General features: G+C 33.3%; 13 protein-coding genes. 7 read left to right on the forward strand and 6 right to left on the reverse strand.

Going from position 1 to position 13,719, the window contains the following annotated elements; translation table 11 throughout:
• Window positions 1-25: 25 nt before the first annotated feature.
• The 4 genes from MTP08_RS09425 to MTP08_RS09440 all read right to left on the reverse strand — a co-directional run bounded on the left by MTP08_RS09425 (window position 26) and on the right by MTP08_RS09440 (window position 3,605).
• The gene (locus MTP08_RS09425) at window positions 26-451 is read right to left on the reverse strand and encodes a transposase (RefSeq protein WP_243575793.1); all 426 of its coding nucleotides are present in this window, start codon (window positions 449-451) and stop codon (window positions 26-28) included.
• Window positions 452-602: 151 nt separating this feature from the next.
• Entirely contained in the window at window positions 603-1,622 is a 1,020-nt protein-coding gene (locus tag MTP08_RS09430; protein ID WP_243575794.1) for a hypothetical protein, read from the reverse strand.
• Between the two features lie 15 nt (window positions 1,623-1,637).
• Window positions 1,638-2,576 (reverse strand): hypothetical protein, encoded by a 939-nt coding sequence (locus tag MTP08_RS09435; RefSeq protein ID WP_243575795.1) that lies wholly within the window; start codon window positions 2,574-2,576, stop codon window positions 1,638-1,640.
• A 27-nt stretch (window positions 2,577-2,603) separates the two neighbouring features.
• Complete coding sequence (locus tag MTP08_RS09440) at window positions 2,604-3,605, reverse strand: hypothetical protein (protein WP_243575796.1); 1,002 nt, start codon at window positions 3,603-3,605, stop codon at window positions 2,604-2,606.
• A gap of 381 nt (window positions 3,606-3,986) precedes the next feature.
• Here MTP08_RS09440 and MTP08_RS09445 point away from each other — a divergent pair, with 381 nt between their 5' ends.
• The 7 genes from MTP08_RS09445 (at window position 3,987) to MTP08_RS09475 (ending at window position 11,541) form a co-directional block, all read left to right on the forward strand.
• Window positions 3,987-5,519 carry a helix-turn-helix transcriptional regulator gene (locus MTP08_RS09445; RefSeq protein ID WP_243575798.1) on the forward strand — a complete coding sequence of 511 codons (1,533 nt, stop codon included), beginning with the start codon at window positions 3,987-3,989 and terminating at the stop codon, window positions 5,517-5,519.
• Window positions 5,520-5,619: 100 nt separating this feature from the next.
• Window positions 5,620-6,825: an oxygenase MpaB family protein gene (locus MTP08_RS09450; RefSeq protein WP_243575799.1), complete on the forward strand. Its 1,206-nt coding sequence runs from the start codon at window positions 5,620-5,622 to the stop codon at window positions 6,823-6,825.
• 95 nt (window positions 6,826-6,920) lie between these two features.
• Window positions 6,921-7,922 carry a recombinase RecA gene (gene recA, locus MTP08_RS09455; protein ID WP_209390581.1) on the forward strand — a complete coding sequence of 334 codons (1,002 nt, stop codon included), beginning with the start codon at window positions 6,921-6,923 and terminating at the stop codon, window positions 7,920-7,922.
• A gap of 181 nt (window positions 7,923-8,103) precedes the next feature.
• Window positions 8,104-8,670, forward strand: coding sequence for a YceI family protein (locus tag MTP08_RS09460; RefSeq protein ID WP_243575800.1), 567 nt, complete (start codon window positions 8,104-8,106; stop codon window positions 8,668-8,670).
• Between the two features lie 78 nt (window positions 8,671-8,748).
• Window positions 8,749-9,360: a YceI family protein gene (locus MTP08_RS09465; protein ID WP_209390579.1), complete on the forward strand. Its 612-nt coding sequence runs from the start codon at window positions 8,749-8,751 to the stop codon at window positions 9,358-9,360.
• Between the two features lie 87 nt (window positions 9,361-9,447).
• Entirely contained in the window at window positions 9,448-10,089 is a 642-nt protein-coding gene (locus tag MTP08_RS09470) for an alpha/beta hydrolase (protein WP_243575801.1), read from the forward strand.
• A 105-nt stretch (window positions 10,090-10,194) separates the two neighbouring features.
• Window positions 10,195-11,541, forward strand: coding sequence for an ammonium transporter (locus MTP08_RS09475; protein WP_243575802.1), 1,347 nt, complete (start codon window positions 10,195-10,197; stop codon window positions 11,539-11,541).
• Window positions 11,542-11,668: 127 nt separating this feature from the next.
• Here the strand turns inward: MTP08_RS09475 and murA are convergent, their stop codons facing one another.
• Both murA and MTP08_RS09485 read right to left on the reverse strand, forming a co-directional pair.
• The gene (murA, locus tag MTP08_RS09480; protein ID WP_209391367.1) at window positions 11,669-12,976 is read right to left on the reverse strand and encodes a UDP-N-acetylglucosamine 1-carboxyvinyltransferase; all 1,308 of its coding nucleotides are present in this window, start codon (window positions 12,974-12,976) and stop codon (window positions 11,669-11,671) included.
• Window positions 12,977-12,978: 2 nt separating this feature from the next.
• Complete coding sequence (locus MTP08_RS09485; RefSeq protein ID WP_243575803.1) at window positions 12,979-13,629, reverse strand: DUF4290 domain-containing protein; 651 nt, start codon at window positions 13,627-13,629, stop codon at window positions 12,979-12,981.
• Window positions 13,630-13,719: the final 90 nt, after the last annotated feature.

Genomic DNA, 13,719 nt, shown 5'->3' on the forward strand with positions numbered 1-13,719 from the left:
ACTGTATTAACTTCATAATTCTAATTTAGACTTCATCTTTAGAAAACTTACTTAGCCATTTATAAAGAGTAGTTTTTGGAATTCTATATTCTTCTATTATCTGGTGTTTTGTTTTCTCCCCTTTGGTAATTTTTTCAATGATAAAATCTATCATTTCTTTGGTATAAATATTTTTCCTGAAACTGGGTAATGTAGTTTTATTAGGTTTTCCTTTAGATCCGGTAGGAGAATGAAATATAAGGTGTTGAGAATATATTCTGAAAAAATCATATTCTAAAAGTTTACTCCATCTTAAGAGAATTTCTGTATCCAAACTTTTAGAATTGAGCATTTCTTCAACTTCTTCTTCTGAGCAATTCAAGAAATTACAAATTCGAGACATCTCGATTTCACTTTCGGATAAAGCATTTCTAAGCATATTACCAATATAGATGTCTTTAAAAAAACTCATAACATTATTTTTTAGAAACTCATTAAAGAATTATAGAAAAGATGATTATCCGCATTTGCTTATATTTGAAGATTACAAATAATATTCTATATTATAAGCATAATGCAGATAATCGGTATATATAAAGTGTTTTTACTTATTTTTAAAGAACTTAGGGTACTTGTGTCATTATCATTGAAGAATCTACAGAGTATCCTCCATCAAAATGACCATCGCTCATTCTTTCTACATTTATTAAGTATTTAGAATTACCCGAAGTACTTGCACTTCCTGAAGGACTTACCTGAACCATTGTAAAGGTAATACGATAATTAGATCCCGTAGTTCCATCGTTTATTTGATAAATAGCAATATCATTTACATCTACACCCCCGTTACTGAAAATTAATTTTCTTCTTTCGGTATCATTAACATCGGAAGAAACAGGATATCTTGTTAAAAAAGTAACTAATGGTCTATCTGTTCCTTGCGAAGCATATGCTAGCTGTTTTCTATCGGGTGTAAACCAGCCGGAATTATCAATATCCATCTGTGGATTACCTCCAGAATCCTTATAGAGTTTATAGATAGCTACAGATGAGAATGGAACATTTGATAGAACATTAGTAGAAGGGTTTACATAATTAGATTTTATTTCTAGATAAGCTCCTGTTGGAGCTCCTGTATGTCTTACACATATTGTTCCTACGCATACCTCACTTTGTCCTGCGCCAGTAGGGTTATTAAATGTAAACGAACTTACAGAGATATTTGGAGTTCTCCCATTTATTGTTGCATTGTTACATTGCCAAGTTGGGCTGCGTGAGGAAACATACGTTTGGAAGCATTTTTGTTCTTTATTATAAATGGTAAGTCCTGAAATTGGATTTGTAATTCCATTACGTTCTGCTGTAAGCATCCTAGGTATTAAAATTCCTCTTTCTGTACTTTTTATTTCAAATGCAGCAGAAGCATCTGGAGAAGTTGTCCCTATTCCTATAGAGCCCGATGTTGTTACTACTACATCATTTGCATCTTTTTGCACTTGGGTAAGTGTTGTCGAGTTATTGTCTTTTCCTGCATCGACGTGTAAAATAGTACCGGAAGCTGGTTTATCTGTATTAATGCCCACTTGAGCAATTAAAGAAAAATTAAATAAAACCAAACTAAGTAATGTATAATATCTTTTCATTATTTGAAGTAGAATTTAATTAAAACGTTCTGCTACTATTAGGTAACGACCTGCACCTTGATTGGGTAAGTAATTGGTTTTACTATTGGATAATAAAGTTAAAAATATCCTGAATGCGTGTCCTGTTTGTGGCACAATGATGGTATAATTAATAAATTCACCACCACTTGCACCACCTCGGTACATTGTTGCTGGAGTTCTGTAATAAGTTTGGTTTGCATAGGTTTGTGTTTCTATATACGCAGGGCCTTGGCCATCTATATAAGCATAAACTCCTCCACCTTCTTTGTTATTACTCGTAGCATTTTGCCAACCATGAATAAGAACATGATTTAGAATATAAGAATTATCTGTTCTTACAGTTAGATCTCCTTCATTATCAGCACCATTATGACCTATAATTAAATTCGTTAAAAGTGTTCCAGAAGCATCTTTGATATCGAATTTCAAGCTACCTCTCGGACTTTGTGATCCATTTACAATATTGGTGCTGTTGGTGGAATATGAAGGTAGGTTATAAATCATTTTCTGGTTGTCCGGAACCTGAGTCACGCACTGCCATGATGGTGATGATTTAGTTCCCACATTCACCTGTATGCAAGATTCCGTACTGTTGTAAATCATTAGACCGGTTTCTGGCTGACTAATATTACCTCTCTCTGTCGTGGTTAATGAAGGAGGCATAAATCCCTTGTTGTTTGCTTGTATATCCAAGTAAGATGATGCATCGGGTGCTATATTTTTCACGCCTATCTGACCTGTATTGGTAATAACAAAATCATTTGAAGCTTCTGTAGCGCTTATGCTTCCAACTGTGGCTGTACCATTGTCTTTTAGACCATCAACATGCAATTGGGTATTTGTTGCAGGCTTATTAGTATTAATACCTACTCCCTGTGCCATCAAAAAACTCCCGAAAACTAGTGAGATAATACTGTATATTAATTGTGTCATTATTTATTTCTCTATGTGTATTTTTATTTATCTTAATTTCTCTACAACAATAAAATATTTTATTCCTCCTCTGTTTGTCCATCTCGGTTCACCGTTGTATGGAATCGGACTACCAGGAGGAGAAATTGATGTAGCTCTTACCATACCTGGATTCATAAGCTCTGCGGCGGTAATGCGGTAGTTCTCCCCATCAATGGTAGTTACATGATATGTAATAACATCCCCACGATAAGGATTAAGTTGTAACATGTCTACATTTACGTCTGAACCCGAAAGTTCTAAGAAAGTGCTGGGATCAAGATTTCCTGAATAGAAATATCTTCTAAAATTTACTCCATCAAAATTATTATTTTGGGGAAATTGATCCGGCATCATACGAAAATCCGTAATAAAACTTTGGTATCCTCCTATGCTTACTTTTAAAGGTTTGCCTGTGTTAGAAGCTATTAAAATTTTACCATACTTTGCATCGATTGGCCAAGGATTCCAATCTGAATAATTATATATAGGATCTGCACCGTTATGGCGAACTTTAATTGACCCTAGAGCAACTTCGCCGTTGTTAGCATCACCAGCTAAAGTATAAGAGTATTTAGAAACTACAAAAGTACCTTCCGGTCCTTGCAGACCAATAGCACTCCAATTGGGAAATTGTGGGGTACCATTGTTTACTTCTAATGCTTTGGTATCTAAATTATAAATAAACAAACCTGTTGCGGGAAGAGAAATTGCATCGCGTTGCTTGGTACTCATTCTAGAGGGCAAAAAACCTTGATTTGTATTCGTGCCTGTTCCGACTCCATTTACAGATAAAGCAGCACTTGAAGGTACAGTTGCCATTTTTACACCTAAAGCACCATTTTGCGTAACAACTACATCATCAGTGTTTAAATTTATTCCGGATGACGAATTGTTACCTTTACCATCTACATGTAAAATCTGAGTAGGCTGATTAGTATTAATCCCTACTTGGCAAAGTGCATTTATTGAAACCGAAATCAATAATAATATTACTAGTTTTATTTTCATTTTTTGTTTTAAGTTATTCTATAATTTTTTTTTAATTTCATTAATTTGAAATTATGAAAATGATAAAAAAAGAAAATTATAATAATACTACTTTAAAAAAAGAATGCTTTCAAATTTCATTTTTTAAAATCAAATATTATATTTTCGATCTCATTTTAAATTCAAAACTATTTTTTTTAATAATACTAAAAAAATGAAAATGTACCTTTTAACGCTATAATACAGATGCATTACGTATCTAATACGTATGTTGGAAATATATATTTTTATTAAAGCTGGGAAGGTAAGTAATTATACTATGTATAGGATAATTCTTTATTCTAGCTCTTGCAAAAATTATTTTTGTTTGTGAAAACTAAACAACAATAAATGTTTATTTTTGTGAAAAATAAATTCATACTCTTGGGAAATTTCATTAAAAATAATTTCTTGTTAATTCTGGTTTTTTGTTCTGTATTTTTATTTGCAGGAGAACCATCATCAGCTTTAACAAGGAAGATTGATGAAAAAATAAACCTTATCGCCATGCAGGCAGTAGAGGATATTTATAATGACAAATACATTCATCAGTTAAATGTTGTAAACGAAGAATCCAAGAAAATAAATTATTCAAGAGGGATTTTAAATAGTTATTTTCTGAAAAATTATATCTATAATTTTCGTGGAGATAATGAGAAGTTACTAAAGTCTTTTGGAGAGCTCGATTCTAAATTTTTAGTAAAGAAACCTGAAAATGACAACAATATTAATAGTTTTTATTGGCAATTAGGAGGAGTTTTTCTAGATTTAGGCTTTCACGAAAGGTCTATCGATTATCTTAAAGAAGGAATTTCTAAACTTACCCACAAAGATGATTTTGCATTTCAATTTAACACAGATATTGCATACAATTATGGTGAACTAAAAAATTATCGCCAATATCTATATTATATAAAAGAGGCCGAGGGTAATTATATAAGGGCTACTCCGCAAAGTGTATATTATAAAGATCCAGATTACAGATATTATCTTGATTCTTTTTATGCTTTGGCGTATTCTAACCTAAAGAAATTTGGACAGGCAAATCATTATTTGAACTTAACCAGAAAAAATCTAAAGAATGTAAATTCACATTCGATGCTTTTAAACATCTATAATAATCTTTCGGATACAGAGGTTAATTATAAAAATTATAATCAAGCATGGGACGATATATTTAACGCAAAAAAATATTATGAAGAAGTTAATGTAATAACACTTAGCTCCGATTTAGAATTAAGCCAAAAAATTCTGAATCTTTCTATTTTAACCCAAAAGAAAGATAGTATAGAAATATACACAAAAAAGGTAGAAGAGATTAAAGAAAAAATTAAAGAAAGAGATCGTAATGCCAAAGATTTTGCTTTAAATTGGGCTCTGAATGATGAAATAAAAAAAGATAAGAATGAAGTTCTGAAATACGTAGTTTCAGCCGTTGTTTTAAGTGTTTCAGCAGGTATCTTGGTTTTTTTATATTTAAAAAAGAAAAAGAAATCTCGCTATAATAGTAAGACAGTAGAAAATAATGAGGAAGAGCTGTCAACAGAAAATAAAATATTTCAAAATAATATAGAACCCAAAACAGTTGAGTTTTCTAATGAAAAATTTATACAACTGAATGAATTGGCAAGAGCAAACAGTCCTGAATTTTTAACTCTCTTTCAGGAGCTATACCCTAATTTTATGCCTAAAATATTGGATATTGATCCTAAAACCAATATTACAGAATTGCGTTTTTATGCGTATTTGTTTTTAAATTTTTCCACTAAAGATATTGCTCAGTTTACCAATACATCTATAAGAACGGTACAGACGAAAAAATCTAATATTCGTAAGAAATTAAACATTCCAAGTGGTGAAGATGTGTATTTGTGGTTCGGAAAATTGATGAATTAACTTTTTTTATTTAGAAAAAAATAGCAGGATACTTCCGAGGTATTCTAGAAATGATAAGCGTTCGTTTTTTTTGAAATTTCTTCAAAAAAAATGTAATTTTATGAGCAGAATGAAAGAAATCCAATTACAGCCACGCTTTAAAAACGCTTCCCATTTTCGGAATTTCTGGGAAAAAGGAAACGGAAAACAACTTATCGACTTTTCGGGAGCTCAGGTAAATTTCAACGATTTTGAAAAGTTTTCTCAATTCTATTATCATACAGATTCAGCGGGAGATGAGGTTGTAAAAGATATTTATTTCACAAGAAGTTTTAAGAAAGCATCCGAAGAAATAGAACAGTATATCCGAAAAGGAGTTTTAGTTGATGATGATGTTCCCGAAAGTGTTAAGGCACTTTTTCTTCAAACTCAGAAAATACCCGATTGGTTAGATTATCAGTTAATTAATAAAGGAGCGGAGCTTTGCATGAGAAGCAATCTCGATTCTCTTATTTCCCTCAGAGATTATTGCCTTATCGGAGGATACGATTACGCCTATCTGAACAAGCCTCTCATCGCCACTGAAGCTTTAAAGAAAGGAGCTGTAAAAAGGCTTTCGGAAACTTTAGATTTTTGGGTGAATGTTACTCGCTACAACGCCTTGGAAATTCATAAAAAAGGGTATGAATTTGCCATTAAAACAAGACTTATCCATTCTTACGCAAGGCTTTCTATAAAGAAACATTATAAAGCCTGGGATACCGAAAAATGGGGAGAACCCATTAATTCTTGGGATATGATGGCAACTTATATCGGTTTTAGCTTGGTTTTTATGCACAGTCTTAAAAAATTGGGAAATACCATTGCATTAGAAGAAGAAAAGGGGCTTTTCCATCTTTGGAAGTATGTAGGATATCTTTTGGGAATTCCGGAACAGCTTCTGCCGGATGATAAAAAACAGGCAACAGAATATTTTTATTTGTGGACTTCAGTTCAGCCGTCATCCGATGAGGATTCCGTTTTACTTGCGCATTCACTTTTAAATGAATCTTTGGAAAATCCTATCCTTAAATATAATTTTCAGCGTAAAAATCTCCGTTATCTTCACATTTGCTGTACATGGTTTTTGCTTGGTGAAGAAGTATGCGAACGATTGAAAATTCCAGATGTTCCCTTTAAAAGCGGTTTTCCAGTAACTAAAAAATTCTTGAATTTTATTTATAACAATCTCGTAAGCCGAAAAGCACGAATCGAAAAAGGAAATAAAGATCAGATGAAAGTGTTGGAAGATTACCTTAAAATATCTCAGCATTCAAATTTTCATTAAATGATTTTTTAACGTTTTTAATGATTTTCAGACTCAAATAAAATTAGCTTTTCAAATTAAAATTGCGTAATTTTGATAAATTATATTTAATCGGAATGAGTAACATAGAAGATAAGAAAAAAGCACTTGCACTGGTGCTGGATAAATTAGATAAAACATACGGAAAAGGTACTGTGATGACTTTAGGAGACGATTCTGTAGATAATACTATAGAGGTAATACCTTCAGGTTCTTTAGGATTAGACATTGCTTTAGGTGTAGGAGGTTATCCAAGAGGAAGAATTATTGAAATCTACGGTCCTGAATCTTCAGGTAAAACAACCTTAACGCTTCACGCTATTGCTGAAGCTCAAAAAGCTGGTGGTATTGCCGCTTTTATTGATGCTGAACATGCATTCGACAGATCTTATGCTTCAAAATTGGGTATCGATCTGGAAAATCTTATTATTTCTCAGCCAGATAACGGAGAACAGGCTTTGGAGATTGCAGATAATTTAATCCGTTCCGGAGCTATTGATATTGTGGTAATCGACTCTGTTGCAGCATTAACTCCTAAAGCTGAAATTGAAGGGGAAATGGGAGATTCTAAGATGGGGCTTCATGCAAGATTGATGTCTCAGGCATTAAGAAAATTAACAGCAACAATTTCTAGAACCAAATGTACGGTGATTTTCATTAACCAGTTAAGAGAAAAAATCGGGGTAATGTTCGGAAATCCGGAAACTACTACCGGTGGAAATGCTTTGAAATTCTACGCTTCAGTAAGAGTAGATATCAGAAAAGCCAGTGCACCAATTAAAAATGGTGATGAGGCTATCGGAAGCCGCGTAAAGGTGAAAATTGTTAAAAATAAAGTGGCTCCGCCATTTAAACAAGCTGAATTTGATATTATGTACGGCGAAGGGGTTTCTAAAGTTGGAGAAATTCTAGATACCGCTGTAGATTTAGGAGTTGTTAAGAAAAGTGGTTCTTGGTTTAGCTATGAAGATTCTAAATTGGGACAAGGTAGAGATTCTGTAAAAGATGTTCTTAAAGATAACCCTGAACTTGCAGAAGAAATCGAAAATAAAATTAAAGAAGAACTGAAGAATAAATAAAATTTTTTATTTACAAAATACAATGAGTTACCGATTTTTCGGTAGCTCATTTTTTATAACCTGATTAATTATTTAGCTGAGGTATTATAAACAAAGAAGATAATTCTGTTTAATTGATATAGATCAATAAAATTGCCAAGCAAAGATGATTATATTTGCAGCTTCAAAATTATTTAAAAAAATGAAAAAATTATTGTTATTGGCAGTATTGGCAAGCGGATTGGCTTTCGGACAGACAAAAAAAGTAGTAAGCTCCGATGTGCACTGGTGGGGATATAAAGTAGCTAAATCTGCAGCGAGTTCTCATGACGGAACCATTAATGTAAAATCTGGAAATGTTGTTGTAAAAGGCAACGAAGTTGTTGGCGGATCTTTTGTGTTGGATATGACTTCGATTAATGCAACCGATGTTTCCGGCGAAATGCAAGGTAAACTAAACGGACATTTAAAAGACGGAGATTTTTTTGAAGTTGAAAAATACCCTACAGCCAATTTCAAAATTACTTCTGTAAAAAAGAATAATAATAAATCTTACAACAAAACCGTTACGGGAGATCTTACGGTAAAAGGGAAAACAAGTTCTGTTTCTTTCCCTGCCAATATAATTGTGAAAGACGGTGCAGTGTCTCTTACTTCCGCTAAATTTTCTTTCGACAGACAAAAATTTGATGTAGCGTACAAATCGTCCATGAAAGATGTTTTTGTGAAAGATGAAGTAGATATGACGGTAAAGCTTACGGCAAAATAATTTATTTAAAAAAAGATTGTTAAAAGTGTAGAAGTTCTACACTTTTTTTTATTTTTGTTGAATTGTAAATAAAAAAGAATGAAAAGATTACTATTGTTTGTTTTGATGTGTGCATGCATGTCATCGGTTTTTGCCCAAAAGAAAGGAGATAAAGTTTCTAAGGTCGTTACTTCTGAGATAAAATGGTGGGGACACAAGGTGGTAAAAACAAAAGCGACATCCCATTACGGAACCATAAAACTGAAAAGCGGTAAATTTAATTTCGACAAGACAGTTTTGGTAGATGGTGAGTTTGTAATAGACATGAGAAGTTTAATGGTGGCAGATTTATCGGGGGATGACCAAGTGAAGCTTACCAATGATCTTAAAGGACCAACTTTTTTCGATGTTAAAAAGTTTCCTACAGCAACATTTCATTTAAAAAGAATTATTCCTTTGGCAAACGAAGAGTATAATTCTACAATTGTTGGAGATATCACTATTAAAGGGGTGAGAAAGACTATCTCTTTCCCGGCTAATGCACATATCACGCAGTTTACAGTAGAGATTGAATCTTCTAAATTCTCTTTAAACAGAAGAGATTTTAAAGTTTTCTATCAAAGTTCAATGAAAGATTATTTCATTAAAGACGAGATGGAAATTCAATTTAAACTTTCTACAGAAAAAGTAGATAACGAAAGACCTAGATAGGGTTAAACTTTCATAAATTAATCAGGACTGCTTTCAATTAAGCGGTCCTTTTTTTATTTTAGCTTAACGAAAAAACAGTTTATACTGATGAAAATTTACGTAATAAGTGGTCTCGGTGCAGATTTTAAAGTATTAGAAAGGCTTCAGTTTCCTAAACAGCACGAAGTGGCTTTTATAGATTGGCTAATTCCCGAAGCAGATGAGTCATTTTCTTCGTATGTCGGTAGAATGGCAGAAAAAATTAATCATGCCGAACCATTTTATTTGCTAGGATACTCTTTCGGTGGAATTATAGTGCAGGAAATCAACAGATTAAAACCCGCTGAAAAAGTGATTATTTTGGGAAGTATAAAATCTGATAAAGAAAAATCGAAGCTCATTAAAATGGGAGAAATAACCAAAATACCCAAATTTCTTCCCACCAATTTTTTTGGAGAAAAAACATCTCTACTTTATACAAGGTTAAGAAAAATGGTAGATCCTAAAAACCCTAAATTACTGGAGTATTTTCAGGTTCGGGATCCCTATTATCTTAAATGGTCTGTAGAAAAAATTTCAGAATGGAAGTTTGAAGAAATTCCCAATGTAATTCAGATTTTGGGAGATCGCGACATTGTTTTTCCTATTAAAAATTCTAAACCAGATTATATTATTAAGGGCGGAACGCATTTGTTTCCGGCAACAAAATCTAAAGAGGTTTCGCTAATTTTAAATAAACTATTCAATTAAGATGTAAATAATTTGATATAGTGTATTTTTTTAAGGGTTGTTTATTTAAAATATGTGTTTTTATAAAATTTATTTATAATTTTGAGGGGGTTAAAAATAAATTTTATGAAAGTTGGTTTGAAATGGAAAATTTCATTTGTAATTATTTGCATTGTTGCCATCGGTGGATTATTTTTCAGGCCGGATGTTGATCTTCCCAATACAGGTAATTTTTTAAGCGAAAAAGAAATTGTAGGCTCAGATGTTGCCTGGATTTTGGCAGCTGCAGGTTTGGTTCTTCTCATGACTCCGGGTTTGTCATTCTTCTACGGCGGAATGGTAGGTAAAAAAAATGTGATTTCTACCATGTTGCAAAGCTTTATTGCTTTGGGAGTAATTTCTATTTTGTGGATTGTTATCGGTTTTTCTCTATCCTTCGGAGAGTCTATCGGATTCACTATCAATGGTGTACATTATGGGATTATAGGAAATCCTTTTACGTATCCATTCTTTAACCATGTAAGTATTTATCCGCATAAAGCGATGGCATCTACCATACCTTTCATTCTTTTTGCACTTTTCCAGATGAAATTTGCCGTAATTACCCCGGCTTTAATTACCGGTTCTTTTGCCGAAAGGGTAAGATTTATTTCTTATTTGGTTTTTATGGTACTTTTCAGTCTGTTTATTTATACTCCGTTATGTCATATGGTTTGGCATCCGGATGGGCTTTTAAATAAATTTTTCGGTATTAAAGATTTTGCAGGAGGAACAGTAGTTCATATGAGTGCGGGGTTTGCTGCATTAGCCGGAGCTATTGTCTTGGGCAGAAGAAAAAATCCTCATCATGAGCCATCCAATATTCCGTACGTGATTCTTGGAACGGGGATGCTTTGGTTTGGATGGTTTGGGTTCAATGCGGGATCTGCTTTAAGTGCAAATGCAACGGCTGCTATTGCATTCGGAACAACAACTATTGCATCGGCCTCCGCAATGATGACGTGGATTTTTTTTGACAGAATTAACGGAAGAAAAGTTTCTGCTTTAGGAGCCTGTATTGGGGCTGTAGTAGGTTTGGTGGCGATTACTCCTGGTTGTGGATTTGTTTCGGTACAGGAAAGTATTTTTATAGGTTTTGTTTCTGCAATTGTTTCCAATATCATGATGAATTGGAAGTCACTGAAAAAAATTGATGATACTCTCGATGTATTTGCCTGTCACGGTGTTGGTGGGATTATGGGAATGATTCTTACGGCTATTTTTGCTCACGGTGAGAATGCAAGCCTTCTTCATGGAGGATTTGGAGTTTTTGGACATCACATGATGGCTTTGGTTCTGGTTTCTATTTTTACGTTTTTCGGTTCTTTGATTTTATATAAAATTACTGACAGGATTATAAGCTTAAGAGTAAAAGAAGATTCTGAAGAGATGGGACTTGATTTGTCTCAACACGGAGAAAACCTGAAATGGTAAATCAATCATTATATTAATCCAATAATTACATTAAGTAATAACTCATTAAAAAAAACGCTTCATGACTGAGGCGTTTTTTTAATGAGTTATATTTTAAAATGAGGATATCAATTCAATCTAGATTATTTTATATTCGTTCAATATCTGCACCAATGGCTTTTAATCTGCCGTCAATATTTTCGTACCCTCTGTCGATTTGTTCAATATTATGAATGATGGATTTCCCTTCAGCCGAAAGAGCAGCAATTAAAAGAGCATTTCCCGCTCTGATATCCGGAGAAACCATTGTAGTACCACGTAAAGGAGATTCCTGATTGAGACCAATAACGGTAGCTCTATGCGGATCGCACAAAATAATTTGCGCACCCATATCAATAAGTTTATCAACAAAAAACAATCTTGATTCGAACATTTTCTGGTGAACCAAAAGACTTCCTTTAGCCTGTGTAGCCACTACCAAAATAATAGACAGTAAATCTGGTGTAAATCCTGGCCAAGGTGCATCTGAAACGGTAAGGATAGAACCATCAATAAATTTCTGAATTTTATAGTGTTCCTGAGCCGGAATATAAATATCGTCCCCACTTTGTTCAAGCTGAATACCCAATTTTCTGAACGTATTTGGGATTACACCAAGCTGGTTCCAGTTGACGTTTTTTATGGTGATTTCAGATTTAGTCATAGCTGCAAGACCAATCCACGAACCAATTTCTACCATATCAGGAAGCATTGTATGCTCTGTACCATGAAGATTGTTGACACCTTCTACAGTGAGAAGGTTAGATCCAATACCAGAAATATTTGCTCCCATCCTGTTTAACATCTTACAAAGCTGTTGTAAATAAGGTTCGCAGGCTGCATTATAAATCCTTGTTTTACCTTTTGCCAAAACTGCAGCCATTAAGATATTTGCAGTACCTGTAACAGAAGCTTCTTCCAAAAGAATAAATTTTCCGTTCAGTTCTTTGGCTTTTAAAGAGTAAAATGCTTCTTCGTCATCATAATGAAATTCTGCACCCAACTCTACCAACCCCTGAAAATGAGTATCTAATCTTCTTCTACCAATTTTATCACCGCCCGGAGTTGGCATATACGCTTCTCCGTATCGTGCAAGCATTGGTCCCATCAACATAATTGAACCTCTTAATTTCGCACCGTCTTTTTTGAATTCAGTTGATTTAATATAATCGAAATTAACCTCATCAGATTTGAAGGTATAATCTCCATGACCGTTTTTAGTCACTTTTACACCAAAATCTCCTAAAATTTCGATAAGCCTGTTTACATCATGTATATCGGGAATATTTTTAATTCTTACTTCCTCGTCAGTTAACAAAACTGCACATAAAATCTGTAAAGCTTCATTTTTTGCTCCTTGCGGAGTAATTTCGCCTTGCAGTCTTTTTCCTCCACGTATTTGAAATGTTCCACTCATTACTATCTTCTGTTCTTATGATTGTTGTTATTATTAAATCTTCTTTTAGCAGGTTGGTTTTTATTGTTGCTATTTTTATTATTATTCCGATTGTTATTATTGGCGTAATAAATTTTACTTTTTTCCAGGCTGTCGATACCGGTAAGATCGAGTCTGTTGTTTGAAAGCTCTTTCAGGTGACGGAAAATAACATCATCTGTAACATGCTCTTTATTATAGACATTGTAAGACTTTTTCATGTTATTGGCAATCACTTCAATAAGTGCTTCTTTCTCGTCTCCACTTTCCAATTCTATTGCTTTTTCAATTAATTGGAGAATACTTTTGCCATAAAACTTAAAATCTCCCTGAAGTTTAGGATATTCCATCCTTTTAGGTTTTTCTGCAAGCTCTTCTCTTGTAGGAAAAGGATAAGGAGAATCTACATCCATATCATAGTTTGCGAGAATAAAAAGATGATCCCAAAGTTTATGTTTATAGTTTTCTTCGTCTCGAAGTTGCGGGTTTCTCTGCCCCATAAAATCTATTATAGCCATTGCCATTTCGTTTCTCTCTTCACGGTCTGAAACTTCTTTGCAACGTTCAACAAGCTGTTGTATAATTCTGCCGTATTCCGGCATATTTAGATGTGTTTTTTGGGTATTGTATTCCATAGAATGCAAATATATGGATTAATAAAAAAAAGAATTTAAAAACTTTCTTATTTATTGATGATTTAACAGAAAGTTAAGCCTCAATAGAAA

Source organism: Chryseobacterium oryzae, assembly GCF_022811665.1.
Lineage (GTDB): Bacteria > Bacteroidota > Bacteroidia > Flavobacteriales > Weeksellaceae > Chryseobacterium > Chryseobacterium oryzae.

Bases quoted from the DNA above. Each gene is read 5' to 3' on its own strand.
- MTP08_RS09425 (WP_243575793.1), bottom strand. From the start codon at position 451: ATGAGTTTTTTTAAAGACATCTATATTGGTAATATGCTTAGAAATGCT.
- MTP08_RS09470 (WP_243575801.1), top strand. From the start codon at position 9,448: ATGAAAATTTACGTAATAAGTGGTCTCGGTGCAGATTTTAAAGTATTA.
- MTP08_RS09450 (WP_243575799.1), top strand. From the start codon at position 5,620: ATGAGCAGAATGAAAGAAATCCAATTACAGCCACGCTTTAAAAACGCT.
- murA (WP_209391367.1), bottom strand. From the start codon at position 12,976: ATGAGTGGAACATTTCAAATACGTGGAGGAAAAAGACTGCAAGGCGAA.
- MTP08_RS09435 (WP_243575795.1), bottom strand. From the start codon at position 2,576: ATGACACAATTAATATACAGTATTATCTCACTAGTTTTCGGGAGTTTT.
- MTP08_RS09430 (WP_243575794.1), bottom strand. From the start codon at position 1,622: ATGAAAAGATATTATACATTACTTAGTTTGGTTTTATTTAATTTTTCT.
- MTP08_RS09465 (WP_209390579.1), top strand. From the start codon at position 8,749: ATGAAAAGATTACTATTGTTTGTTTTGATGTGTGCATGCATGTCATCG.
- MTP08_RS09460 (WP_243575800.1), top strand. From the start codon at position 8,104: ATGAAAAAATTATTGTTATTGGCAGTATTGGCAAGCGGATTGGCTTTC.
- MTP08_RS09485 (WP_243575803.1), bottom strand. From the start codon at position 13,629: ATGGAATACAATACCCAAAAAACACATCTAAATATGCCGGAATACGGC.
- MTP08_RS09440 (WP_243575796.1), bottom strand. From the start codon at position 3,605: ATGAAAATAAAACTAGTAATATTATTATTGATTTCGGTTTCAATAAAT.
- MTP08_RS09475 (WP_243575802.1), top strand. From the start codon at position 10,195: ATGAAAGTTGGTTTGAAATGGAAAATTTCATTTGTAATTATTTGCATT.
- recA (WP_209390581.1), top strand. From the start codon at position 6,921: ATGAGTAACATAGAAGATAAGAAAAAAGCACTTGCACTGGTGCTGGAT.